Source organism: Devosia alba (genome assembly GCF_039938915.1).
Classification (GTDB): domain Bacteria; phylum Pseudomonadota; class Alphaproteobacteria; order Rhizobiales; family Devosiaceae; genus Devosia; species Devosia alba.
Genome location: NZ_JBDUUI010000004.1, coordinates 70,432 through 91,573 on the forward strand (window position 1 = coordinate 70,432; position 21,142 = coordinate 91,573).

Sequence of the window (21,142 nt, forward strand, 5' to 3'; positions counted from 1 at the left end):
GTCGCCCCAGGCCCAGGCTCACACCCGCCACGCCACGATTTCCTCAACTGTGTGAATGGCGGCGGCCAAGGCCCCGGCGCCTCGTTCGCCCCGCGATCACCGGTCGCCGCCTTGTCGGCGCCCAGCCGGTCGGCCGGCGCCAGCATGACAGCGCCGCGCTCCTTGACCGAAATCAATGCGCCACCGCGGCGTCTTGCTAGGATTTTCCCATGGAAAGCGCGCCACCCAATCGTCCGGATTTGCTCCGGGTCACCAAGCTCACCAAGACCTACGCGGTCGGGGATGCTCAGGTCGTCGCCCTCGACGGGGTCGATTTCGTTGCTGCCAGCGGCGAGTTTGTTGTCATTCTGGGGCCATCGGGGTCTGGCAAATCGACCTTTCTCAACCTCATCGGCGGTCTCGACACAGCCAGCGCAGGCCAGGCATGGTTTCGTAACTGGCAGATCACCTGTGCTGACGACGCCGGCCTGACCCGCTATCGACGCAACCATGTCGGCTTCGTGTTCCAGTTCTACAATCTGGTTCCCAGTCTAACGGCCCGTGAGAACGTGCAGCTGGTCACCGAAATCGCCACCAATCCAATGGCGCCAGCGGAGGCATTGGCCATGGTGGACATGGCCGACCGGATGGATCACTTTCCTGCCCAGCTGTCCGGGGGCGAACAGCAGCGCGTAGCCATCGCCCGTGCCATTGCCAAGCGACCCGACATCCTGCTGTGCGACGAGCCGACCGGCGCCCTCGACTCCAAGACCGGCATTGTCGTGCTGGAGGCCCTCACCCGGATCAATGCGGAACTCGGGACCACTACGCTGGTAATCACCCACAACGCGGCCATCCGCACCATTGCCCATCGCGTCGTCAGTTTTGCCGACGGCAGGATTGCCGCGATCGACACCAATGCCGAGCGCCAGCCAGCCGCCTCTGTGCGATGGTGAGCGGTCTGAGTGCCCTGCACCGCAAGCTGTTGCGCGAGCTGCTACGCTTGTGGGCGCAGGTGCTCGCCATCGCCCTGATCATGGCAGCCGGGGTTGCCACGCTGCTGATCGGCATCGGCACCTATCAGTCGCTGGAGCGCACGCGCGAGGCCTATTACCAGAGCCATCACCTCGCCAATGTATTCGCCACCGTCACCCGGGCGCCCGGCTCAATGCTGGCGAAGATTGGCGCCATGGACGGGGTTCTGGCTGTCGATGGCCGTATCGTCAAGGTAGCGCTGGCCGATATCGAGGGGCTGGAGCAACCAGCATCGGTGCGGCTGATCTCGCTGCCCCAGCAGCAGGCGGGTACACTCAATCGCCTCTATCTGCGCAGCGGGCGGCTGCCCGAAGCCGCCAACCACATGGAGGCGGTGGTCAGCGAGATCTTTGCCAAGGCCCATGGCTTTCGCGAAGGCTCGCAATTTGGCGTCGTGGTCAATGGCGCCTGGCGGCAGGTGACCATCACCGGCATCGCCCTGGCCCCCGACCATGTCTATGCCATCGCCCCCGGCGAGATAACGCCCAATAGCGGCCGCTTCGGCATCCTCTGGGCGCCTGAGCGCACCCTGGCGGCGGCCTATGATCTGGGTGGCGCCTTCAATGCAGTCTCGGTGCAACTGGCGCCCGGCACCTCCGAGGACGCAGTGATTACCGAGCTCGACCGCCTGCTCGATCCGTTCGGCGCGCAAGGCGCCCATGGCCGCAGCCAGCTCACCTCCCACGCCTATCTCGATGCCGAATTGCAGCAGCTTCGCTCAATGAGCGAGGTGCTGCCGCCGGTGTTCCTGCTCGTGGCTGCCTTCCTCGTCAACATGACGCTGACGCGCCTGATTGCCCTTGAGCGCGAGCAGATCGGCCTGCTCAAGGCCATTGGTTATTCCGGCCGCGCCATCGCCTGGCATTATGTCGAATTCGTGCTGCTGATCGCCATCATCGGCCTGGTCATTGGCACCAGCTTCGGCGTCTGGGCGGGCAACGCGCTCACCGAATTGTACACAAGGTTCTACAGTTTTCCCGTCCTCGTCTTCAGCCGCGAACCCAGCCTTTACGCCATTGCGGGCGGTATTACGCTGTCCGCCGCCGTGGTTGGCGCCATCCGTGCCGTCCGTGCCGCCGCCGCGCTGCCCCCAGCTGTGGCGATGTCGCCGCCGGCCCCGCCGACATACCGGCGGCATAGTACCCGCCGCCTGCACCTGCCGCTGCGCCAGACCGGGGTCATGGTCATGCGTCACCTGCTGCACCGACCCTGGCGATCAGGTGGCGGCATCGTCGGCATTGCCTTGTCTGTCGCCGTCCTTGTCGGCTCGCTCTGGTCGGTGGGCGGCGTCGAGTTCATGATCGATTATTCGTTCAACCGGACCGAGCGGCAGGATGCCATCGTCAATTTCACGTCCAGCAAACCGCTGGCGGCCACGGCCGAAATTGCCCGTTTGCCGGGTGTGCTGAGCGCGGAACCCTTCCGGGCCGTGGGTGTGGAAATCGGTCATGCCCAGGTGACGCGCCAGATTGCCCTGATGGGGCGTCCCGCCACGAGCCCCCTCACCCGCATTCTCGACGCCGATCTCAAGGTGGTGCCGATTCCGCCGCAGGGCGTGCTGCTGACACGGTCTTTGGCCAGCATCCTGGGCGTCAGTCCCGGCGACAGCGTCGATATCCGCCTCCTCGATGGAGAGCGGCAACGCCATCAGCTGCATGTGGCAGCTGTGGTCGAAAGCTATCTCGGACTCGGCGCCTATATGGACATGGCCGCCCTGCAGGCGTTGATTGGCGAGGGCAACCGCATTTCGGGCGTCAATGTCACCATCGACTCGCTGCACCAGTCAGAGCTCTTCGCTGCGCTCAAACGCTCCCCTTCGCTGGGCCATATCTCCCTGCAGGCGGCCGCACTCACGCAGTTTCGCGCCACCATGGCGCAGAATATGTATGTCATGATCGCCGTCCTGGTGGGGCTAGCCAGCCTCATTGCCTTCGGCGTGGTCTACAATTTTGCCCGGATCTCTCTATCGGAGCAGGGGCGCGAAATGGCCAGTCTGCGCGTGCTTGGCTTCACCCGCGGCGAGGTCTCGGCCCTGTTGCTGACCGAAATTGCCATCCTGACGCTGCTCGCCCAGCCGCTGGGCTGGTTTCTCGGCGTGCTGGTCGCGCGCGGCATGGTGGAGGGTTTTTCCAGCGAGTTGTTCTCCATGCCGCTGATCATCGGCCCTGATGTTCTTGCCACCGCCAGTCTGGCCGTTATGGCCGCAGCGCTGCTGTCCGGACTCGTGGTCCGCCGCCGGGTTGACCGCCTCGACCTTATCGCCGTGCTCAAAACCAGGGAGTAGCCAAATGTGGAGCCGCCTTCTAACTCTGTGTATTGTCCTCTCGCTGGCCGCTGCCGCTGGCTGGGCCCTGTGGCCGCGCCCGATCGGCGTTGAGACCACCAGCATCGCTACCGGCAGCCTCGTGGTTACCGTTGATGAAGATGGCACCAGCCGCATCGGCGAAGTGTTCCATGTTTCGGCGCCCATTCTGGGTCGCCTGAAACGCGTGGGCCTGCATGTCGGCGATACCGTTACGCAGGGCCAAACACTTGTGAGCATGGAGCCGGTCGCTCCCGGCCTCCTGGATGAGCGGACGCGACGCGTTGCCGAAGCGGCGGTTCAGGCGGCCGCTGCGGGCGTTACGCTGGCCGAAGCTGGCCTGGCACAGGCTAGGGCAACCGACACCTTTGCCCAGCAGGACCTGGAACGATCAATCCAGCTATCGGAGCGCGGTCTGGTGTCGACGCAGGCCCTGCAGCGGGCGAGGCTCGCGGCGGAAACTGCGGAGAAGTCCATGGAGGCGGCCGAGGCAACCCTGCAGATGCACCAGCAGCAGCTGCAGAGCGCACAAGCCGCGCTGATCCAGGGCGACACGCCCACAGTCGGTCCCTGCTGCGTCAATGTCGTGGCGCCGGTCACCGGGCGGGTACTCGCCGTCTTCTCGGAAAGTGAACAGGTGCTGCAGGCCGGTGCGCCGCTGATGGATATCGGCGACCCAGACCTGATGGAAATCCAGGTTGACGTGCTCTCCAGCGACGCTGTGCGCATTGTTCCAGGTGCCCGGGCCAGCATTGTGGATTGGGGGGGTGCGCCGCTGCGCGCTGAAGTGGCACAGATCGATCCGATTGCCACCACCCGGGTCAGTGCCCTGGGTATCGAAGAGCAGCGCACGCGCGTAACGCTGCGCCTGCTCGATGGCCCCAAGAGTCGGGCCGGGCTCGGCCATGGTTACCGCGTTACCGCACAGATCGTGGTCTGGGAGGCGGCAGAGGTGGTCCTGGTGCCCCTCGGCGCGCTGTTCCGCACCGGGGGTGATTGGTCGGTTTTTGTGGTCGAGAATGGCACTGCGCGGCTGCGGACATTGCGCCTGGGCCAACGCAATGGCGAACTATCAGAGGTCACGGACGGCCTTGAAGTGGGCGAGACTGTAATCATGCACCCGGGCGATACGCTGACAGATGGTCGCAGCGTCGTGGCGGAACGCTAACAGCGCTATGCCCGGCACCAGCGGCAGTATCGCTGCGCGACGGCACGCCAGCTGCCCCTGCAACGCAAGGACTTTCTGGGACTTCAATGGCTTAGTGGGTGGATGGCGGAGAGGAAGGGATTCGAACCCTCGAGACAGCTCTAAACCATCTGCGCCCTTAGCAGGGGCGTGCCTTCGACCACTCGGCCACCTCTCCGAGGGGGTGGATAGCGGGCGGGGTGGACGAAGGCAAGCGGTTTTTGGCCAGAATGTCAGCGAGGCCACAGGATCGTTGCGCGCTGTCGGGCTGTCAGCGGTCAGCGGCGGCAAAATTGGGTCTGGGCGCGTCGAAGCCGGACCGGGAATCCCTGGCTCCGACGCGGTGCCTGCCTAACGCTGGTTGAACAGCACCTTCTGGGCGTCCTTGTCATTGGCGAGGTCGAGTGGCGCTTCCTTGCCGACATTGAGGCCCTTATGGACAGCCGGGCGGGCGTTGAGGCGCTCGACCCAGGCGGCGAAATTTTTCAGTTCGGCCGTGTCGATGCCATAGCGCTCCCAGGCCTGGGCCCAGCCAATGGTGGCAATATCGGCGATGGAATATTGGCCGGTAATGAAGTCCCTGCCCTCAAGCTGCTTGTCCAGCACGCGGAACAGGCGATGGGTTTCGTCGCTGTAGCGCTTGATGGCATAGGGCACTTTTTCAGGGGCATAGACGCTGAAGTGATTGTTCTGGCCGAGCATGGGGCCAAAGCCACCAACTTGCCAGAACAGCCATTCATCGACCTTGACCTGCTCACGCGGATCAGTGGGGTAGAACTGGCCGAATTTGAGCCCGAGATATTTCAGGATCGCGCCCGATTCAAAGATCGAGATGGGCGCGCCGCCAGGACCTTCGGGGTCGACGATGGCCGGAATCTTGTTGTTGGGGGAAATCGCCAGGAACTCGGGCGTGAACTGCTCGCCCTTGCCGATATCGATGCGATGGTAGGTGTAGGGGACCCCCAGCTCTTCGAGCATGATGTGCACTTTCTGCCCGTTTGGCGTGGGCAGCGAATAGGCTTCGATAGGCTTGCTCTGGGTGGTCATGGCAGTTCCATTTGTCGTGACGTTACCCAAGTTTGTATCGCCCAATTACGATGAAGGGCAAGGCAACAGCATGCTGCCTTGCCCTTGCAGGAAGATTTTCATGCCCGTTTGACGACCATTTGTGGCCGACCATTTCCACGCAGGGCCGGCGTCACACCGTGACGGTCCAACGTGGCCACGACGCGGTGGCGCATGGCGGCGAACATGAAATCGGGCGTGACGTTGACGGGGGCGTCAAAGGTCACCGTGACAGTGCTGTGACCGCCATCGCCGAGCAGTTGGACGCCAATCACCTTGCCGGTGAAGGGCTGATCGAGATAGGTGCCCTTGACCCGACCGCCAACCTGGAACGGCACCAGCTCAGCATCGGGCAAGGCGGCCCGGGCGGTGTTCCAGTCGCGATAGCCGTGGCGGCGCGCGATCTGCTCCAGGGCCGCACCATGGGTGAGGGTTTCACCGGCCGTGGCGCGCGTTTCGCGCAGGGTTCGGGCTTCAGATTTCAGGGTCTGGATGGACGGGGTATCGAGTGAATACGACATGACAGGATCTCTCATTTGCATGAGGCGTCTGGTGCATGGGAGCCCGCATTGCCATGAAGAGCCTCGCAAAGATGAACCTGGGTTCGCTTCTTGCTCGGAGACTGGGCTTCACCATCGGAATTGCTTCCGGCGAGCGGCAGGTGCCAGTGACCTGAGCCCGATATGATACCGAGACCGGGGTTTGTCAACTGCATGGCTGGGCAGCGATCAGCGCCGCTGATGGGCGCGATCACATTTTTCGGTTGGGCAGATGTTGGTGGGCAGGCTATGGCCTGTCCCAATTCGCCGGAAGAATCCCGGCCTGCGCCGGGATGACACCGGGATGTAAGGACACTGCCATGGTTGAAACGCTGTTCCTGCTGATTGCCGGCCTGCTGGGCGGGGCGCTGAACTCGCTGGCGGGCGGTGGCTCGTTCATCGTGTTTCCGGCGCTGCTGTTTGTCGGCGTGCCGCCGGTGATGGCCAATGCCTCCAACACCTTTGCCGCCCTGCCCGGCTATGCCAGCGGCACCTTTGGCTATTGGCATGCCATGGCGCAACACAAGCATCTGCTGGTGCTCTATGGGGTGGTCGCCGCGGTGTTTGGCTATATCGGCGCCGAACTGCTGCTGGTGGTGACCGATGCCCAGTTCGCGCTGGTGGTGCCCTGGCTGATGCTGTTCGCGGTGCTGTTGTTCGCGTTTGGCAATCAGCTGAATGCCTATGTGGCCAGCCATAGCGGTGGTGGACGGGGCATGAAGCTGCTGGGCAGTGGCCTGTTGCTGCTGTTTCTGGCCGGGGTCTGCGTCTATGGCGGATTCTTCAATGCGGGTCTGGGCATTTTGCTGCTGGCGTTTCTGGCGACGGCAGGGATGAGCGACATTCACGCCATGAACGGGCTCAAACTCTATGTGTCCTCGATCGTGGCGCTGGTGGCGGTGGGGCGGTTTGCAGTGAGCGGTTCGATCGACTGGTACCATGGCTCGATCGCCCTGGTGGGCGTGGTAGTGGGTGGTTATCTGGCGGCACGAAATGCGCATCGGTTTCCGACCAAAGTGATCCGGGGCGCAGTGATTATCTACGGGCTGGTAATGACCGGGTATTTCTTTTGGGGGGCGTATGTCGCTTGAGTCCCAGCCCAAGCTGGATCGTCATCGTTCGGCTTGACCAGTTCGAAAGTGTAGCGCCCTCGGGTCGAGCCCGGGGGCGATGCGCATCGGGTGGGGCCAGCCATGTGCGTTACTGAATATCCGCCTTGCTGATCCACACCGCTGCATCATGGAATGTCGCGCCGCCAAAGGGTTTGGCGGGGCTGGCGCTGGTCAGGGTATTGATGCCCCTGCCGCCGCGATGTGCCCTGTTCTGGTGCAGGCCTTCGGCGATCAGCACGCCGGTGGGCAGGCCAGGCCGAATCCGGGCCGTCAGATCAACGGTACCCCGGCGGTTACCGATGGTGACGAACTGGCCATCGTCAATGCCAAGGCGAGCGGCATCCTCGGGGTGGATAAAGACGGCGGGCGGGCCCTCGCGCTTCTGGCTGCCGGGGGTCTCGTTGAAGGTCGAGTTGAGGAAACCGCGCGCCGGGCTGGTGGCAAGGCGGAAGGGGTGTTCTGCGTCGGTCGGCTCATTGATGGCCCAATGGTCGGCAAAGCGCGGCAGTTCGGCGGGATCGCAGGTCCAGAGGTAACCCTTCTTGTCGGCCACGGCCTGCCAATCAGGCTCGAAACGGAAGCGACTGTCGGGCCAGGCGAAGCCGTTGGCGAAACGGGCCACGGCGTCGGGGCGTTCGCGGTCGACAAAGCCGGTCTTTTCGACCTCCTCCAGAGCCGGATAGCCCGAGCGGCGGAAGGTGTCGGCGACGACCTCGCGGTCGGTGGCGCCAAAGCTTGGATCGGTCAGTGCGAGGCGCGAGGCCAGGGCGTTGATGACCTCATGATTGGAGCGGGTTTCGCCCGGGCGGGTGATGACCGCCGGGCCGTAGAGCACACGGGTATGGCCGCCGCGGGTATAATAGTCGTTGTGTTCGAGGAACATGGTGGCGGGCAGCACGATATCGGCCAGTTCGGCGGTTTCGGTCATGAACTGCTCGTGCACGACCAGGAACAGGTCCTCGCGCGCCAGACCATGGCGCACCAGCGTCTGTTCGGGCGCGACCGAGGCGGGGTTGGTATTCTGCACGATCATGGCCTTGACCGGACCGCCCTGCTTGAGCGCCCTCGCATCGCCGGTGAGGATCGGGCCGATTTCGGACATGTCGAGCCAACGCGGCTCGCCCTTTTGCAGGGTTGTGCCGGTGAGGCGCGACTTGTCGAGCGCCCAGGTGCCCGAATTGGAGTGGAAGGCGCCGCCGCCGCGATGCTGCCAGGCGCCGGTCATGGCGGGGATGCAGAGCGCGGCATGCATGGCGGTCGCGCCATTGCGCTGGCGGGTGAAGCCATAGCCGAGGCGGAAATAGGAGCGCGGCGTGGTGCCGACGAGATGCGCGAACTCGGTGATCTCGGCGACGGTGAGGCCCGTGATCTCGGCGGCCCATTGCGGCGTCTTGCCGGCAAGATGGGCTTCAAAGTCGGGACCGAAATCGGTATATTTTTCCATATACTCGCGGTCCGCCAAGCCATCGAGCAGCAGGATATGCATGACGGCAACGGCCAGGGCGCCATCGGTGCCGGGGCGCAGGATGAGGCCGAGATCGGCCTGGGCCATGGTGGCGGTCTGGTAGATGTCGATGACGACCACCTTGGCGCCGCGTTCCTTGCGGGCGCGCATGGTGTGGGTCATGACATTGACCTGGGTATGGACCGCATTGGTGCCCCAGATGACGACGCAATCGCTTTCGGCCATCTGTTCGGGATTGACGCCGCCCAGCATGCCGGTGCCGGCGATATAGCCGGGCCAGGCGGTGCCGGTGCAGATGGTGTCATATTGGCGGGAATAGCCCTTGGCGGCGCGCAGGCGATCAATGCCGTCGCGCTGCACATGGCCCATGGTGCCGGCATAGTAATAGGGCCAGATCGCTTCGGCGCCGTGCTCGGCCTCGATCTGGCTGAAGCGGGCGGCGATTTCGTCGAGCGCGTCATCCCAGGAGATCGGCGCGAACTGGCCGCTGCCCTTGGGGCCGGTGCGGCGCATAGGCTGGGTCAATCGATCGGGGTGGTGCACCCGCTCGGCATAGCGGGCGACCTTCTCGCAGATAACGCCGGCGGTATAGGGGTCATCCTGAGCGCCGCGTACCCGGCCAATGGTGCGATCATCGAGAATGTCGACGTCGAGCGCGCAGGCTGACGGACAATCATGCGGGCAAACGGAATGGACAGTGCGCAGGACGACGGGCTTGTTCATGGCAGGAAAATACGTGCCTCTCGGCCCGGGTGCAAAGTGATTGTTGTGATGGACGGATTATAAGGCGTGATGGCGTGCCCAAGCGCCGCCTGCATTGCGGTTTTCATCAGTCTGGACGGACCCCGAGACGGCTTTCGCCTCTGGTAAAGTTAAAAAACGAGACGATTGCCGTCCCGGGATGCCGGTTTTTGGAACTGTACGGCGGCACGGGGATCGCTCGCCCCCACACGGCCGGACTGGAACCTGTGGAAGAGACGAACTTCCACCCGGCACACCCCACCACCGTTCGCCTGCAGGCCGCCCATGCGGGGTGATGGGCAGAGTATGCACGCGGTTTTGGGGGGTGGGGATAAGGGGGATAGTTCTGGATCCTGGCGGGTGAGGATCAGCCAGACTTGCAGTCGACACCCACCCCTTGTGGGGAGGGGGTGGTTGGCCCCGATATCGAGGCAATATCTTGCCACATGCACAGCATTGTACCTCTGCATCGAGGGGAAGGCGCAGATCGCGCGGTGTGGTCGTGCAAAGCTACAGGGTGGCGAAGGCTTTGCTGGCGGGTTCGGCGTTGCGGCGGGCGCGGTTGCTGGCGTGGGTTGCCAGTTGGGCGGCGCCAGCGTGGAACTGGGAGAAAGTGATCGTCCCGGCCGACTGCGTTGCAATGGTGATGCCGCGCCAATTGGGCCGCACCGCGCGCACATCGGACCAGATGATGCTGGTGACGCGCCCCAGGGCAGAGCGGTGCTCGATGCACTTATTGTTCCAGCGCACCCGGGTGAACAGGCCATCCAGGCCGATGCCCAGTGCCCCTGCCCCCAGCAGCAGCGAGGCCAGGAAGGTGGCGATCATCTGCGTGGCGGGGATGTGTTTGGAACTGCCAATGACGATCACCGCCGACATCAGCACAACGGCCAGAGCCGCCGCGCCATAGCAGGCAAAATACTCTACCAATGAGGGCCGCAACTCGGACCAGCCATCCACCAGCAGGGCCTCCTCACTCTGCAGCAGGCGCAGCGCCAGAAAGGCGGCATAGCCGAAGGCGACGACCCCGGCGGCACGGGACAGCGGCAAGTCAGCAGTCAGCGGTACATATTTGAGAATGAGAAGGGAGATAATAATCGACAGTGGCACAGCCACTTCCTGCCAGCGCAAGGGCACTAATGCTCTCCAAAATAGTTGGGCCGATGACGCGAAACGGCAATTTCGATGCCTCGAATCTAGCAAGGTGCGGTGATTTGGCCACTGACAATTTTGCGACTTGTGTGCGTGGCGGCGATTTTCCGGCGAGAATGTCACAGTGTCGGCGTGCATATATGGCTTCAAGGCGATAGGAAACCGATTCATGACGCCGCGCCAAATAGTTGATTTACCACGCATATTTCGTCCGTGGCAGCGCATCGGATGCGGCCGCAACGGCGCTGACGCAGCGCGCCCGCCAGTGCGGGGTGGACAGGCGAGCCCATTGCGATTTCTAAATTGGCGGCGTGCTGGAGGGCGAGATGCGCGATTCGATACCAATGCCGGTGACGGCGATGCTGGGCGCCAGCATGTTCTGCTCCGGCGTGACCTTTGCCAGCACCGCCCCCTATGCCGCCATTGTTGGCATCGAGGCGCTGGGATTGAGCAGCGCGCAGTATGGACTGCTGATTGCCATCGGCTCGGTTGTCGGCGCGCTGGTGTCGGTGGCGCTGGGTTATGCATCTGACCGCCTGCATGATCGACGCGTGCTGGTGTTGCTGGCGGCTGTCGCCGGCATGGTCGGCTATGGCCTGATCTATGCCGTGCGGACGCAACTGGCATTCGTTGTCGCCATGGGCGCAATCATGCCGCTGGGCCTGGCGATGTTTTCCCAGAATTTTGCCTATGCGCGGGTGTATTACAACGCCAAGAACCCAGAACGGTCGCAGTTCATGGTCTCGGCGATGCGCACGGTGTTCACCGTAGCCTGGGTGGTTGTGCCCCCGATTGTGGGCGTTATTGCAGCGCAGTTTTCGGTGTTTGACGTGTATCTAGTGGCGGCATTGGCCTATGCGGTGTGCGGGCTGATCTTTGCCATCATGATGACCGATCCGGGCACCCATATTGCCTCGGCCCCGATTGCCAAGCGCGAGGCGGGCGCCAAGCGGGGGCTGCTCCCGGCGCCGATCCTGACCGGACTGGCGGGCATTCTGGTGATCAATATCGCCATGCGACTGGTGACGCTGGCCATGCCGCTGACCATTGTCACCCGGCTGGGCGGCACCTTGGCCGATGTGGGACTGTATGCCGGATTTGCTGCGGCCATGGAAATCCCGTTCATGATCATGTGGGGCTATCTGCTGGCACGGATGTCGCGCGAAGCCATCATCGTGGGCAATGCGCTGCTGCTGGGTCTTTACATCTATCTGGTGTCGCAGGCCGGGTCAGTGCTGGAAGTGTTCTGGCTGCAAATCCTCAACGGCATTGCCACCGCCGCGCTGATGTCGATCCCGATCAGCTATATTCAGGACGCGATCAAGGGGCGCGTGGGGCTGTCGACCTCGCTGATGGATGCGGTTGCGATCGGCGCCACGCTGGTGGGGGCGACCGCCTTTGGCGTCTTGAGCGCTACTGGCGATTATCAGCTGGTGCTGCAAGTGGCAGCGGCCATTGCGGCGGCGGGTGGGCTGATCATGCTGACCGGCAATGCCAGCAGAATGCGAGCCCGCCTGGCATAGCGCGACGGGAAATCCCGCGCGCAAGAAGAAAGGGTGGCCGTAGCCACCCTCCCCTTCAGATATGTGACGCCGCTCAGATCTGCGGCTTGCGCTTGGGCTTGTGGTCTTTCTTGACCGGCTTGACGCCATCGGTCGGCTTGCCGGCCCATTTCGGCTTGCCCTTGTCCTTGCTCGGCGCCGCCTTGCTGACCTTGGGCGGGCGCGGCTTGTCGAAGTCGGGCTTGGGTGGCCGAGGCTTGTCGGCATCAGCGGAGGGGTTCCAGCCGCCGGTTGCCGGTGCCTCGAAATCATCAGGCCGCAAGCCTGCAGAGCCATAGCGGCTCTGACGGTCGGCCCGTTCGGGGCGCGGTGCATCGGGATCGTAGCGCTCGACCGGACCGGGTGGGCGACGTTGCGACGGGGGTGGGCCAGCCGGACGTTCGCCGGGACCATCAACCGGGGTGATGGTGACACCGCGTTCGCCCGAACCATTCTTGGCGATGTTACGGGTAAAGGCATCGGCCTTTTGCGCGGCAACTTCAAAGATGGATTCCGTATCGAAGATGCGGATCGAGCCAATGGCGGTCTTGGTGACGTCGCCGGCCTTGCACAGCATGGGCAGGATCCAGCGCGGTTCGGCACGCTGCTTGCGACCGACATTGACCTTGAACCAGGTACCGCCTTCGAAGCGTTCGCGGGTCCGCGGATCGCTGTCGCCGGGCTTGCCGGGCACCGGGTTTTCGGTGACATCCTCGGGAGCCGGACGGGCAGCGAGCTGCTGACGCAGATAGGCGGCGGCAATGGCTTCGACCGAATGACGTTCCATGAGCTGAGCGACGAATTCGGATTCGTCCTCGGCGATGGGCGCTGTCAGGGCGTCATTGGTCAAAATACCTTCGCGGAAGCGGGCGTCGATCTCGGCCGCGGTGGGCGGCGCCATATTGGTGACGTCGAGCTTGGCCGTGCGCAGAATGCGCTGGGCGACATTGCGACGATGCATCGGGGTGATGATGACGCAGGTGCCCTTGCGTCCTGCCCGGCCAGTGCGACCCGAGCGATGCAGCAGGGTGTCGGGATTGGTCGGCAGATCGGCGTGGATCACCAGATCGAGATTGGGCAGATCGATGCCGCGGGCAGCAACGTCAGTAGCGACGCAGATCCGGGCGCGGCCGTCGCGCATGGACTGCAGCGCATTGGTGCGTTCGGCCTGGCTGAGTTCGCCGGACAGGGTGACCACATCAAAGCCGCGGTTGTGCAGGCGGGCCGAGAGGTGTTTGACGCCCTCACGGGTGGAGGCGAAGACAATGGTATTGGCCGCCTCGTAGTAGAGCAGCGTGTTGATGATGGCGTTTTCGCGCTCATTGGCCGGGACCAGCATGAGCTTGTAATCGATATCGGCATGCTGCTGACCACCGCCGGTGGCAGCAACACGCAATGCATTGCGCTGGAAGGTCTTGGCCAGTTGGGCGATGGGCTTGGGCACAGTGGCCGAGAACATCAGGGTGCGACGATCCTCGGGGGCGGCGTCGAGGATGAATTCGAGATCCTCGCGGAAACCCAGATCGAGCATCTCGTCGGCTTCGTCGAGCACGACGGCCCGCAGTGCCGACATGTCGAGCGCGCCCCGGGTGATGTGATCGCGCAGACGACCGGGGGTGCCCACCACGATATGGGCGCCACGATCGAGCGCACGGCGCTCGGTGCGGGCATCCATGCCACCGACGCAGGTGGCCATCTTGGCACCGGCTTCGGCATAGAGCCATTCGAGCTCGCGCTGGACCTGCAGGGCCAGTTCACGGGTGGGGGCGATGACCAGGGCCAGCGGGGCGCCGACCGAAGTGAAATGTTCGGCTTCGCCGAGCAGGGTGGCGGCGATGGCCATGCCGAAGGCAACGGTCTTGCCCGAGCCGGTCTGGGCCGAGACCAGCAGGTCGCGGCCAGCGGTCTCATCTTCGATGATGGATGACTGGACAGGGGTCAGAGTCTCGTAGCCCTTGGCAGCAAGGGCGCGAGCGAGTGGAGGCGAAATGGTTTCAGGCAGGGACAATGCAGATCTTTCGGATGGGGTGAGAACCCCTACCCGAGCCTCCCCTGGATAGTCGGGAGGGCGGCAAGGAGTTCTGAAGTTGGTGCATTATAGCACAAACAAGCAAAAAGGCCGCCCCCGATGGGCGGCCTCGGATTTTTGGAGGCGCGAGGCGATCAGCCCTTGGTCTGGCGGCGCAGTTCGGCGATTGATTTGCCCTTGTGGCCCCAGTTTTCCATCGGCACCTCATCGATCACGACAAAGGTGCTGTCAGGACTTTTGCCGAGCACACGAACCATCACATCCGTAATGCCGGCAATCACCGCGGCCTTTTTCTCGGCCGAGACATCATCATCGGTAATGCGGACGTTGATGTAGGGCATCAGCCGACGATTTCGTCTTCGTTGAAGAAGAACTTGATTTCTTCAGCAGCGGTTTCCGGCGCATCCGAACCGTGCACGGAGTTTTCGCCGATCGAGAGGGCGAATTCCTTGCGAATGGTGCCGGCAGCGGCGTTTTCCGGGTTGGTGGCGCCCATGACTTCACGGTTCTTGAGGATGGCGCCTTCGCCTTCAAGCACCTGAACGACGACGGGCGATGCAATCATCTGCTCGACCAGTTCGCCAAAGAAGGGGCGTTCCTTGTGCACCGCGTAAAAGCCTTCGGCCTGGGCACGGGTCATATGGATCTTCTTGAGGGCGATCGGGCGGAGACCGGCTTCCTCGAACTTGGCAATGATCTTGCCGATCAGGTTGCGGCGGACGGCATCAGGCTTGATGATCGAAAAGGTGCGTTCGAGCGCCATGGGTAGATCCTTGGATGGGTCTGAGGGAATGGTGGCGCTTTGTAGCGGGAGAGTCTGACGGAGGCAAGACGGGGCAGCCATGCGGGAATCCCGGTTGCCATCGGCGTCACATAACTTTATCCAGCGGCAAAGACTTTTTGTTGCGGGTACGCGCACGGCTTGGCCGATGCGCTGTTTTGCCTGCCCAGTTCCATAGATTGCCGTTGTCATGCTGTCGATCAACAACCTCACCTATCGTATTCAGGGCCGCGAACTGTTCGAGGACGCTTCGGTGGTGTTGCCGACGGGGTCCAAGACCGGCTTTGTCGGCAAGAACGGCACCGGCAAGACGACACTGTTTCACCTGATCCAAGGCCATATCCATGCCGATTCCGGCGGCATGGAACTGGTCAAGAAGGCGCGCATCGGCGCGGTGGCGCAGGAAGCCCCGGCCGGCAATGAAAGCGTGCTGGATGTGGTGATGTCGGCCGACAAGGAGCGCACGGCGCTGATGGCCGAGGCCGAGACGGCGACCGACCCCGACCGCATCGGCGAAATCTATATCCGGCTCGCCGATATCGACGCCTATACGGCCGAAGCGCGCGCCTCCTCCATTCTCAAGGGTCTGGGCTTCGAACAGGACCGGCAGAATTCACCGACGCATGAATTGTCGGGCGGCTGGCGCATGCGGGTGGCACTGGCCGGCGTATTGTTCAGCCAGCCTGACCTGTTGCTGCTGGACGAGCCAACCAACTATCTCGATCTTGAAGGCACGCTGTGGCTGGAAAAGTACCTGGCCACCTATCCCTATACCGTGTTCATGATCAGCCATGATCGCGACCTGCTGAACAAGTCGGTCAGCTCGATCATCCATCTCGAGCATCGCAAGCTCACCTATTACAAGGGCAATTACGACACGTTCGAAAGCACGCGTCGCATGCAGATGGAGCTCAATAACAAGGGCCGCGAGAAATCGCTGGACCAGATCGCCCACATGCAGAAATTCGTCGACCGCTTCGGTGCGTCAGCGACCAAGGCCAAGCAGGCGCAGGCGCGCATGAAGATGATCGCCAAGCTGAAGCCGCCAGCGGCGATGTTTGACGAGTACTCTGCGCCCTTCACCTTCCCGCAGCCCAAGGTCGAACAAGCCACGCCGATGATCTCGCTGGACGGCGCTTCGGCCGGCTATGGCGACAAGACCATTCTGCGCCACATCAATATGCGCATTGACCCGGGCGACCGGATCGCGCTGATCGGGGTGAATGGTAACGGCAAGTCGACCTTTGCCAAGCTGCTGGCCGGCGACATCAAGCCGATGGGCGGCACATTTGCCAAGGGCAAGAAGCTCGAGATCGCACATTTCGCCCAGCACCAGATGGACAAGCTCAAGCCCGAATGGACCCCGTTCGAGCATATCGTCGACATCATGCCGACCGACAGCGAATCCAGGCGTCGCTCGCGCCTGAGCCAGATGGGCCTGACCAAATCACGCATGGACACCCCGGCCAAGAACCTTTCAGGCGGCGAGCGGGCCCGCCTGCTGATGGGGCTGATTACCTTTTCAGGCCCGGGCATGATGATCCTGGACGAGCCTACCAACCATCTGGATATCGATAGCCGCGACGCGCTGGTGCACGCGCTCAATGACTATGAAGGCGCCGTGCTGATCATCAGCCATGATCGCCATCTGATTGAAGCGACCTGCGACACGCTTTGGATTGCCGAGGGCGGCACCATCCGCGTGCTCGATGAGGATCTGGACAGTTACCAGAATTCCATCACCTCGGCCAAGGAAGGCAAAGGCGGCAGCAAGGCCGACCGGAAGGCCAACAAGCAGGAAGCCGCCGCCCGCCGCGCCGAGATTGCGCCGATCAAGAGTGCGATCAAGGATGCGGAAACCAAGATCGCCCGTTTGAAGCGGGAGATCGACAAAATCGACGCCCAGCTCGAAGACCCCAAAGTCTACAATGGCAGTCCCGAGCAGGTGATTGCCCTTGGCAAGGACAAGGCGCGATGCGGCGCCGAGCTCGAGAGCACCGAGGAGCAATGGCTGGCGCTGAGCGCGGAGCTGGAAGGCGTAGAGCAGGCATGAACCGACTGACCGCCAAGGATGTGATCTTCACGCTCGGCCTGCAGCGCCATCCCGAGGGCGGCTGGTATGCGCAGACATTCGAGGACGCGGCGAAGGCGGATGGTCGGTCGCGCTCGACAGCGATCTACTATCTGCTGGAACGCGGCGACATTTCGGCCTGGCATCGGGTGGACGCGGTCGAAGTCTGGCATTTCTATACCGGCGCGCCGCTCGGGCTGCAGGTTTCGGACGGCACCACGGTCGACTCGTTCATCCTGGGTCCTGATCTGGAAAACGGACAGCGGCCGCAACTGGTGGTGCCGAAAGCCGCCTGGCAGTCGGCCCAGAGCACGGGAGACTGGACGCTGGTGGGTTGCACCGTGGCGCCAGGCTTTGTGTTCTCCGGCTTTGAGCTGGCCCCGCCCGGCTGGGAACCTGGCCACAAATAGGCTGGCGCGCCCCTGCCCCGGGTTTCAACCGACAGACATCGGCCCAGACAGATCGTCCCAGTACTGATATCACGCATCAGCCGCCACACTGGCGCGGGGGACCCCAAGATGACGACGCCGACTGCATTGTTGATCGCGACTGCCATAGGCGCCTTGTTGAGCCTGCCGGCGCATGCGCAAGATCTCGATGAAACACAGACTGCAGAGGCAATGGACTTTGCCATGCATGACGCCGTGTTCACGATGTATCACGAGATCGGCCATCTGCTGATCGGGGAACTCGGCCTGCCAGTGCTGGGCAAGGAAGAAGACGCTGCCGACGCTCTAGCCACGATCATGCTGCTGCTTGATAGCAGCGATGACGACAGCTACGATGCGCTGATCGACAGCGCCGATGGCTGGTATTTCAACGCCGTCAAATCCACCGGCGAGGGCGTCGACGCGTTCTCCTATTATTCCGACCATAGCCTGGATATCCAGCGCGCCTATGCCATGGTGTGCATGATGGTGGGCAAGGATCCGGATGCCTTCTCCGAGACCGCTGAGGCCTATGATCTCGATGCGGATCGGCGCGAGGCCTGCGGCTATACCTTTGCGCAGGCGGCCTCTGCCTGGGCGACGCTGCTCGAGCCCCATATGGTGGTTGAAGCGCCCGGCGCCGAGATCACCGTGCGCTATGAGGACGCCGGGGACTATGAAGGCTTTGCCGAGGCGCTCAAGGGCCGGCAGGTACTGGAACGTGCGGCGGCGCTGATCACCGAGAGCTATGTGCTGCCGGGACCGGTGAGCTTCATCGCCAGGCAGTGCGGCGAGCCCAATGCCTTTTACAGCCCCAGCCAGAGCGCAGTCATCTATTGCTACGAGATGGCCGCGGACATGCATGCGCTCTATGTCAATGACATCCTGCCGCTGGCGGCGGCGTCAGAGACCGAAGAGGTGACGGTCGAGCGCGTGGACAGCGATGGTCCGCGGCAGAACCTGGTGGGGCACTGGAGAGATGCTGCGGTGGCGCCTAACTGAAGCCGACATAGCGGCCCGGCTTGTGATTGAAGCCGATAATGATGTTGAGCACCAGCGCGCCCAGCACCGAGTAGATGACCCGGTCCAGCGGCAATATGAAGAAGGCCGCCACCAGGATAAGGGCGTCGATGCCGAGCTGAAAATAGCCGGCGCGAATGCCGAAATTGTCCTGCAGATACAAGGCGAGGATGTTGATGCCGCCGACACTGGCCTTGTGCCGGAACAGCAAGAGCATGCCGATCCCCATCAGCCCGCCGCCCACCAGGCCGGCAAACAGCGGGTCAACCGAGGCTACGTCGAGCCAATCGGGAATATGACCGGTAAAGAACGAGACCAGCCCGACGCAGGCAAAGGTCTTGATGGTAAAGGGCCAACCCATGCGCAGCACCGCGAGCACGTAGAATGGCAGGTTGATGGCAAAGAACAGCCAACCGAACGGGATGGCTGTGCCATAGTGCAGCAGCAGCGCCAGACCGGCCGTGCTGCCGGTGGTCAGGGTGACCTGAGCGTAAAACACGATGCCGAGAGAGACCAGCATGGTGCCGATCAGCATGGCGAGAATGTCTTCGTGCAGCTGGTGGCGACTGGGTGTGGCGAGGTCTGGCGTCATGCTTTCTTGGTCCAGCGGCCATTGGCCTCCTGCTGCCAATAGGTCAGTTGGCCACTATCCTTGAGGGCGCGCCAGGCCAGCCGGGCTTCGGCCAAGGCATCGGGGTCGTGACCGGAAAACAAATAAACCAGCCGCTCATAGCCCTCGATCGATTGCGGTACGGCGCGATCAACGAAAAAGCGGCAGGCAGCCCCATTGGGATTGTCGGTGGCGGTGGTGAGCAGGATGGGCTGATGCGCATCGGTGGGCGAACCGGCCAGACCGTGCGCGAGAAAGCTGTCGTCGCGATAGGTCCACAGCTCGGCGTCGAGCGCCTCGGCCCGCTCGGTCGAGCCGACTTCGATAATCGCGCGCCAGCCGCGCTCGAGGGTCTTTTCCAGCAATTGGGGCAGGACGGCTTCGAGCGGGCGGGCTTCGAGATGATAAAACAGCACATCAGTCATCAAGTGCACCGATCTTCCGGCCAAAGGGGGAGTTTCTGCGCTTCCGGTGCTGACGTACTCCAAGATACGCTCCGCTCCGGTTCGCCAAACTCACCATTTTCGCCTCGCCCTGACCGGATCCTGGCACAGTTTAGCGCTCGTAACAGTCGCGCACCAGCCGATCAAGCAGGGCCACGCCAAAGCCTGGCGCCCAGGAGGCGTTGACTTCGCTCGCTTTGACGCCAAAGGCCGTGCCGGCGATATCGAGATGGGCCCAGGTCACATCATTGACGAAGCGCTGCAGGAACTGGGCAGCGGTGATCGAACCGGCGGGGCGACCGACCGAATTGCGGATATCGGCGAACTTGGATTCGATCATTTTGTCATAGGCGGCGTTCAACGGCATGCGCCACAGCTTTTCGTTGGCGGTTTGGCCCGCCGTGAGCAGTTGGCCGGCAAGCTGCTCATCGTTGGAAAACAGACCGGCATATTCGTGCCCGAGGGCCACGATGATGGCGCCGGTCAGCGTCGCCAGATTGATCATGAATTTCGGCTTGAACCGATCCTGCGTGTACCAGAGCGCATCGGCCAGCACGAGGCGGCCTTCGGCGTCGGTATTGATCACCTCGATGGTGGTGCCGCTCATGGCGGTGACGATATCGCCCGGGCGCACCGCCGTGCCCGACGGCATGTTTTCCACCAGACCGATGACGCCCACCACATTGACCGGCGCCTTGCGGGTGGCCAGGGCGCATAGCAGGCCGGTGACAGCGGCAGCGCCGCCCATATCGCCCTTCATGTCTTCCATGGAGCCGGCCGGCTTGATGGAAATGCCACCCGTGTCAAACACCACGCCCTTGCCGACAAAGGCGAGCGGCGCAGCATCGGGTTTGCCGCCCTTCCAATGCATGACAACCAGGCGCGCCGGGCGGTCGGAGCCGCGGGCGACGCAGAGCAGCGCGCCCATGCCGAGCTGCTCGAGTGCTTCGGGCTCAAGGATTTCGACCTCAACGCCCAGCGCACTCAGTTCGGCGGCGCGGGCAGCAAATTCCACGGGGCCGAGCACATTGGCCGGCTCATTGACCAGATCGCGCGCCAGCAGCGTGCCGGTCACGACCGCGTCGCGCTCGGCAATCGCCAGATCGGCTGCCGCCGGGTCGGCAACATGCAGGGTAATGGAGAGATTGCCGGGCGCATCCTCGGGGCGGACGGACTTGTATTTGTCAAAACGATAGTGACGCAGGCGCAGGCCGGCGGCCAGTTCGCCAATCGCGGCAGGCGTGGCGTCAGGCTCGTCGATCACGATGGCGACAGTTTCAAGGCGCGTGGCGGCGATCTTGGCGAGCAGCGAGCCACCCCGATCGGTCCAGCCATTGAGTGGCGCATTGGTCTCGGGCTTGCCGCGGCCCAGCACCAGCAGGCGGGCACCCTTTTGGCCAATGATATCCAGGGCCTGACCCTGCCGACCGGTAAAGGCGCCGGCCGCCGCCGCTTGCGTCCAGTCCAGGCCGGTGGCCGTCCAGATGGCAGCCGCTGCGCCGGTGGGTGCTGCGCCTTCGGCGGCATAGATAACGGTCAGCGGTGCCGACGCGCCCAACTGGGCGGCGGTGCGGATTTCGAGAGACTGGGACATGGAAAGCCTTGGTGGGCGAGGAAGCGCAGGGCGCAAAATAATGACTGGG

At 63.1% G+C, this 21,142-nt stretch carries 18 protein-coding genes and 1 tRNA gene; 8 read left to right on the forward strand and 11 right to left on the reverse strand.

Features of this window, described 5'->3' with window-relative positions; genetic code table 11:
• Positions 1–209 precede the first annotated feature (209 nt).
• Genes ABFY71_RS07490 through ABFY71_RS07500 form a run of 3 tightly spaced genes read left to right on the forward strand, consistent with a single transcriptional unit; the run spans position 210 to position 4,484 of the window.
• Positions 210–935 carry an ABC transporter ATP-binding protein gene (locus ABFY71_RS07490; protein WP_347945392.1) on the forward strand — a complete coding sequence of 242 codons (726 nt, stop codon included), beginning with the start codon at positions 210–212 and terminating at the stop codon, positions 933–935.
• Positions 932–3,298, forward strand: a complete 2,367-nt coding sequence (locus tag ABFY71_RS07495; protein WP_347945393.1) for an ABC transporter permease — start codon at positions 932–934, stop codon at positions 3,296–3,298. Before ABFY71_RS07490 ends, ABFY71_RS07495 begins: the two co-directional genes overlap by 4 nt.
• Before the next feature lie 4 nt (positions 3,299–3,302).
• On the forward strand, positions 3,303–4,484 hold the full coding sequence (locus tag ABFY71_RS07500; protein ID WP_347945394.1) for an efflux RND transporter periplasmic adaptor subunit: 1,182 nt from the start codon (positions 3,303–3,305) through the stop codon (positions 4,482–4,484).
• 103 nt (positions 4,485–4,587) lie between these two features.
• Here ABFY71_RS07500 and ABFY71_RS07505 read toward each other — a convergent pair.
• The 3 genes from ABFY71_RS07505 to ABFY71_RS07515 all read right to left on the reverse strand — a co-directional run bounded on the left by ABFY71_RS07505 (position 4,588) and on the right by ABFY71_RS07515 (position 6,088).
• Positions 4,588–4,680, reverse strand: a tRNA-Ser gene (locus tag ABFY71_RS07505).
• A 173-nt stretch (positions 4,681–4,853) separates the two neighbouring features.
• Positions 4,854–5,549: a glutathione S-transferase family protein gene (locus tag ABFY71_RS07510; RefSeq protein ID WP_347945395.1), complete on the reverse strand. Its 696-nt coding sequence runs from the start codon at positions 5,547–5,549 to the stop codon at positions 4,854–4,856.
• Between the two features lie 98 nt (positions 5,550–5,647).
• Positions 5,648–6,088: a glyoxalase superfamily protein gene (locus ABFY71_RS07515; RefSeq protein ID WP_305579466.1), complete on the reverse strand. Its 441-nt coding sequence runs from the start codon at positions 6,086–6,088 to the stop codon at positions 5,648–5,650.
• 338 nt (positions 6,089–6,426) lie between these two features.
• On the opposite strand from ABFY71_RS07515, the gene ABFY71_RS07520 reads away from it, so the two are divergent.
• Positions 6,427–7,197 carry a sulfite exporter TauE/SafE family protein gene (locus tag ABFY71_RS07520; protein WP_305579467.1) on the forward strand — a complete coding sequence of 257 codons (771 nt, stop codon included), beginning with the start codon at positions 6,427–6,429 and terminating at the stop codon, positions 7,195–7,197.
• 109 nt (positions 7,198–7,306) lie between these two features.
• On the opposite strand, the gene ABFY71_RS07525 is transcribed toward ABFY71_RS07520, so the two are convergent.
• Both ABFY71_RS07525 and ABFY71_RS07530 read right to left on the reverse strand, forming a co-directional pair.
• On the reverse strand, positions 7,307–9,406 hold the full coding sequence (locus ABFY71_RS07525) for a molybdopterin-containing oxidoreductase family protein (RefSeq protein WP_347945396.1): 2,100 nt from the start codon (positions 9,404–9,406) through the stop codon (positions 7,307–7,309).
• A 528-nt stretch (positions 9,407–9,934) separates the two neighbouring features.
• Positions 9,935–10,561, reverse strand: a complete 627-nt coding sequence (locus tag ABFY71_RS07530) for a hypothetical protein (RefSeq protein ID WP_347945398.1) — start codon at positions 10,559–10,561, stop codon at positions 9,935–9,937.
• A gap of 341 nt (positions 10,562–10,902) precedes the next feature.
• On the opposite strand from ABFY71_RS07530, the gene ABFY71_RS07535 reads away from it, so the two are divergent.
• Complete coding sequence (locus ABFY71_RS07535; protein WP_347945400.1) at positions 10,903–12,099, forward strand: MFS transporter; 1,197 nt, start codon at positions 10,903–10,905, stop codon at positions 12,097–12,099.
• Between the two features lie 73 nt (positions 12,100–12,172).
• On the opposite strand, the gene ABFY71_RS07540 is transcribed toward ABFY71_RS07535, so the two are convergent.
• The 3 genes from ABFY71_RS07540 to ndk form a co-directional block, all read right to left on the reverse strand.
• Positions 12,173–14,125 (reverse strand): DEAD/DEAH box helicase, encoded by a 1,953-nt coding sequence (locus tag ABFY71_RS07540; protein WP_347945401.1) that lies wholly within the window; start codon positions 14,123–14,125, stop codon positions 12,173–12,175.
• A gap of 155 nt (positions 14,126–14,280) precedes the next feature.
• Complete coding sequence (locus tag ABFY71_RS07545; protein ID WP_305581470.1) at positions 14,281–14,487, reverse strand: tautomerase family protein; 207 nt, start codon at positions 14,485–14,487, stop codon at positions 14,281–14,283.
• On the reverse strand, positions 14,487–14,909 hold the full coding sequence (gene ndk / locus ABFY71_RS07550; protein WP_305581472.1) for a nucleoside-diphosphate kinase: 423 nt from the start codon (positions 14,907–14,909) through the stop codon (positions 14,487–14,489). The genes ABFY71_RS07545 and ndk overlap by 1 nt, the downstream gene beginning before the upstream one ends.
• Positions 14,910–15,117: 208 nt before the next feature.
• Between ndk and ABFY71_RS07555 the strand changes: the two genes are divergently transcribed.
• From ABFY71_RS07555 to ABFY71_RS07565, 3 genes are all read left to right on the forward strand, one after another.
• Positions 15,118–16,980, forward strand: a complete 1,863-nt coding sequence (locus ABFY71_RS07555; protein WP_347945402.1) for an ABC-F family ATP-binding cassette domain-containing protein — start codon at positions 15,118–15,120, stop codon at positions 16,978–16,980.
• Complete coding sequence (locus ABFY71_RS07560; protein ID WP_347945404.1) at positions 16,977–17,408, forward strand: cupin domain-containing protein; 432 nt, start codon at positions 16,977–16,979, stop codon at positions 17,406–17,408. The genes ABFY71_RS07555 and ABFY71_RS07560 overlap by 4 nt, the downstream gene beginning before the upstream one ends.
• Positions 17,409–17,516: 108 nt before the next feature.
• A complete protein-coding gene (locus ABFY71_RS07565; RefSeq protein WP_347945405.1) occupies positions 17,517–18,428 on the forward strand; it encodes a DUF4344 domain-containing metallopeptidase in 912 nt (303 codons plus the stop codon).
• On the opposite strand, the gene ABFY71_RS07570 is transcribed toward ABFY71_RS07565, so the two are convergent.
• The 3 genes from ABFY71_RS07570 to ABFY71_RS07580 all read right to left on the reverse strand — a co-directional run bounded on the left by ABFY71_RS07570 (position 18,421) and on the right by ABFY71_RS07580 (position 21,093).
• Positions 18,421–19,038, reverse strand: coding sequence for a YitT family protein (locus tag ABFY71_RS07570; RefSeq protein ID WP_347945406.1), 618 nt, complete (start codon positions 19,036–19,038; stop codon positions 18,421–18,423). The genes ABFY71_RS07565 and ABFY71_RS07570 overlap by 8 nt on opposite strands.
• A complete protein-coding gene (locus ABFY71_RS07575) occupies positions 19,035–19,481 on the reverse strand; it encodes a DNA polymerase III subunit chi (protein ID WP_305582078.1) in 447 nt (148 codons plus the stop codon). Before ABFY71_RS07575 ends, ABFY71_RS07570 begins: the two co-directional genes overlap by 4 nt.
• 130 nt (positions 19,482–19,611) lie before the next feature.
• Positions 19,612–21,093 carry a leucyl aminopeptidase gene (locus tag ABFY71_RS07580; protein ID WP_347945407.1) on the reverse strand — a complete coding sequence of 494 codons (1,482 nt, stop codon included), beginning with the start codon at positions 21,091–21,093 and terminating at the stop codon, positions 19,612–19,614.
• Between the last annotated feature and the right edge of the window lie 49 nt (positions 21,094–21,142).

What these genes read in the sequence shown, in the direction of transcription:
- ndk (WP_305581472.1), bottom strand. Translation starts at nt 14,909, where the DNA reads ATGGCGCTCGAACGCACCTTTTCGATCATCAAGCCTGATGCCGTCCGC.
- ABFY71_RS07520 (WP_305579467.1), top strand. Translation starts at nt 6,427, where the DNA reads ATGGTTGAAACGCTGTTCCTGCTGATTGCCGGCCTGCTGGGCGGGGCG.
- ABFY71_RS07535 (WP_347945400.1), top strand. Translation starts at nt 10,903, where the DNA reads ATGCGCGATTCGATACCAATGCCGGTGACGGCGATGCTGGGCGCCAGC.
- ABFY71_RS07490 (WP_347945392.1), top strand. Translation starts at nt 210, where the DNA reads ATGGAAAGCGCGCCACCCAATCGTCCGGATTTGCTCCGGGTCACCAAG.
- ABFY71_RS07570 (WP_347945406.1), bottom strand. Translation starts at nt 19,038, where the DNA reads ATGACGCCAGACCTCGCCACACCCAGTCGCCACCAGCTGCACGAAGAC.
- ABFY71_RS07580 (WP_347945407.1), bottom strand. Translation starts at nt 21,093, where the DNA reads ATGTCCCAGTCTCTCGAAATCCGCACCGCCGCCCAGTTGGGCGCGTCG.
- ABFY71_RS07565 (WP_347945405.1), top strand. Translation starts at nt 17,517, where the DNA reads ATGACGACGCCGACTGCATTGTTGATCGCGACTGCCATAGGCGCCTTG.
- ABFY71_RS07515 (WP_305579466.1), bottom strand. Translation starts at nt 6,088, where the DNA reads ATGTCGTATTCACTCGATACCCCGTCCATCCAGACCCTGAAATCTGAA.
- ABFY71_RS07510 (WP_347945395.1), bottom strand. Translation starts at nt 5,549, where the DNA reads ATGACCACCCAGAGCAAGCCTATCGAAGCCTATTCGCTGCCCACGCCA.
- ABFY71_RS07560 (WP_347945404.1), top strand. Translation starts at nt 16,977, where the DNA reads ATGAACCGACTGACCGCCAAGGATGTGATCTTCACGCTCGGCCTGCAG.
- ABFY71_RS07525 (WP_347945396.1), bottom strand. Translation starts at nt 9,406, where the DNA reads ATGAACAAGCCCGTCGTCCTGCGCACTGTCCATTCCGTTTGCCCGCAT.
- ABFY71_RS07575 (WP_305582078.1), bottom strand. Translation starts at nt 19,481, where the DNA reads ATGACTGATGTGCTGTTTTATCATCTCGAAGCCCGCCCGCTCGAAGCC.
- ABFY71_RS07555 (WP_347945402.1), top strand. Translation starts at nt 15,118, where the DNA reads ATGCTGTCGATCAACAACCTCACCTATCGTATTCAGGGCCGCGAACTG.
- ABFY71_RS07545 (WP_305581470.1), bottom strand. Translation starts at nt 14,487, where the DNA reads ATGCCCTACATCAACGTCCGCATTACCGATGATGATGTCTCGGCCGAG.
- ABFY71_RS07500 (WP_347945394.1), top strand. Translation starts at nt 3,303, where the DNA reads ATGTGGAGCCGCCTTCTAACTCTGTGTATTGTCCTCTCGCTGGCCGCT.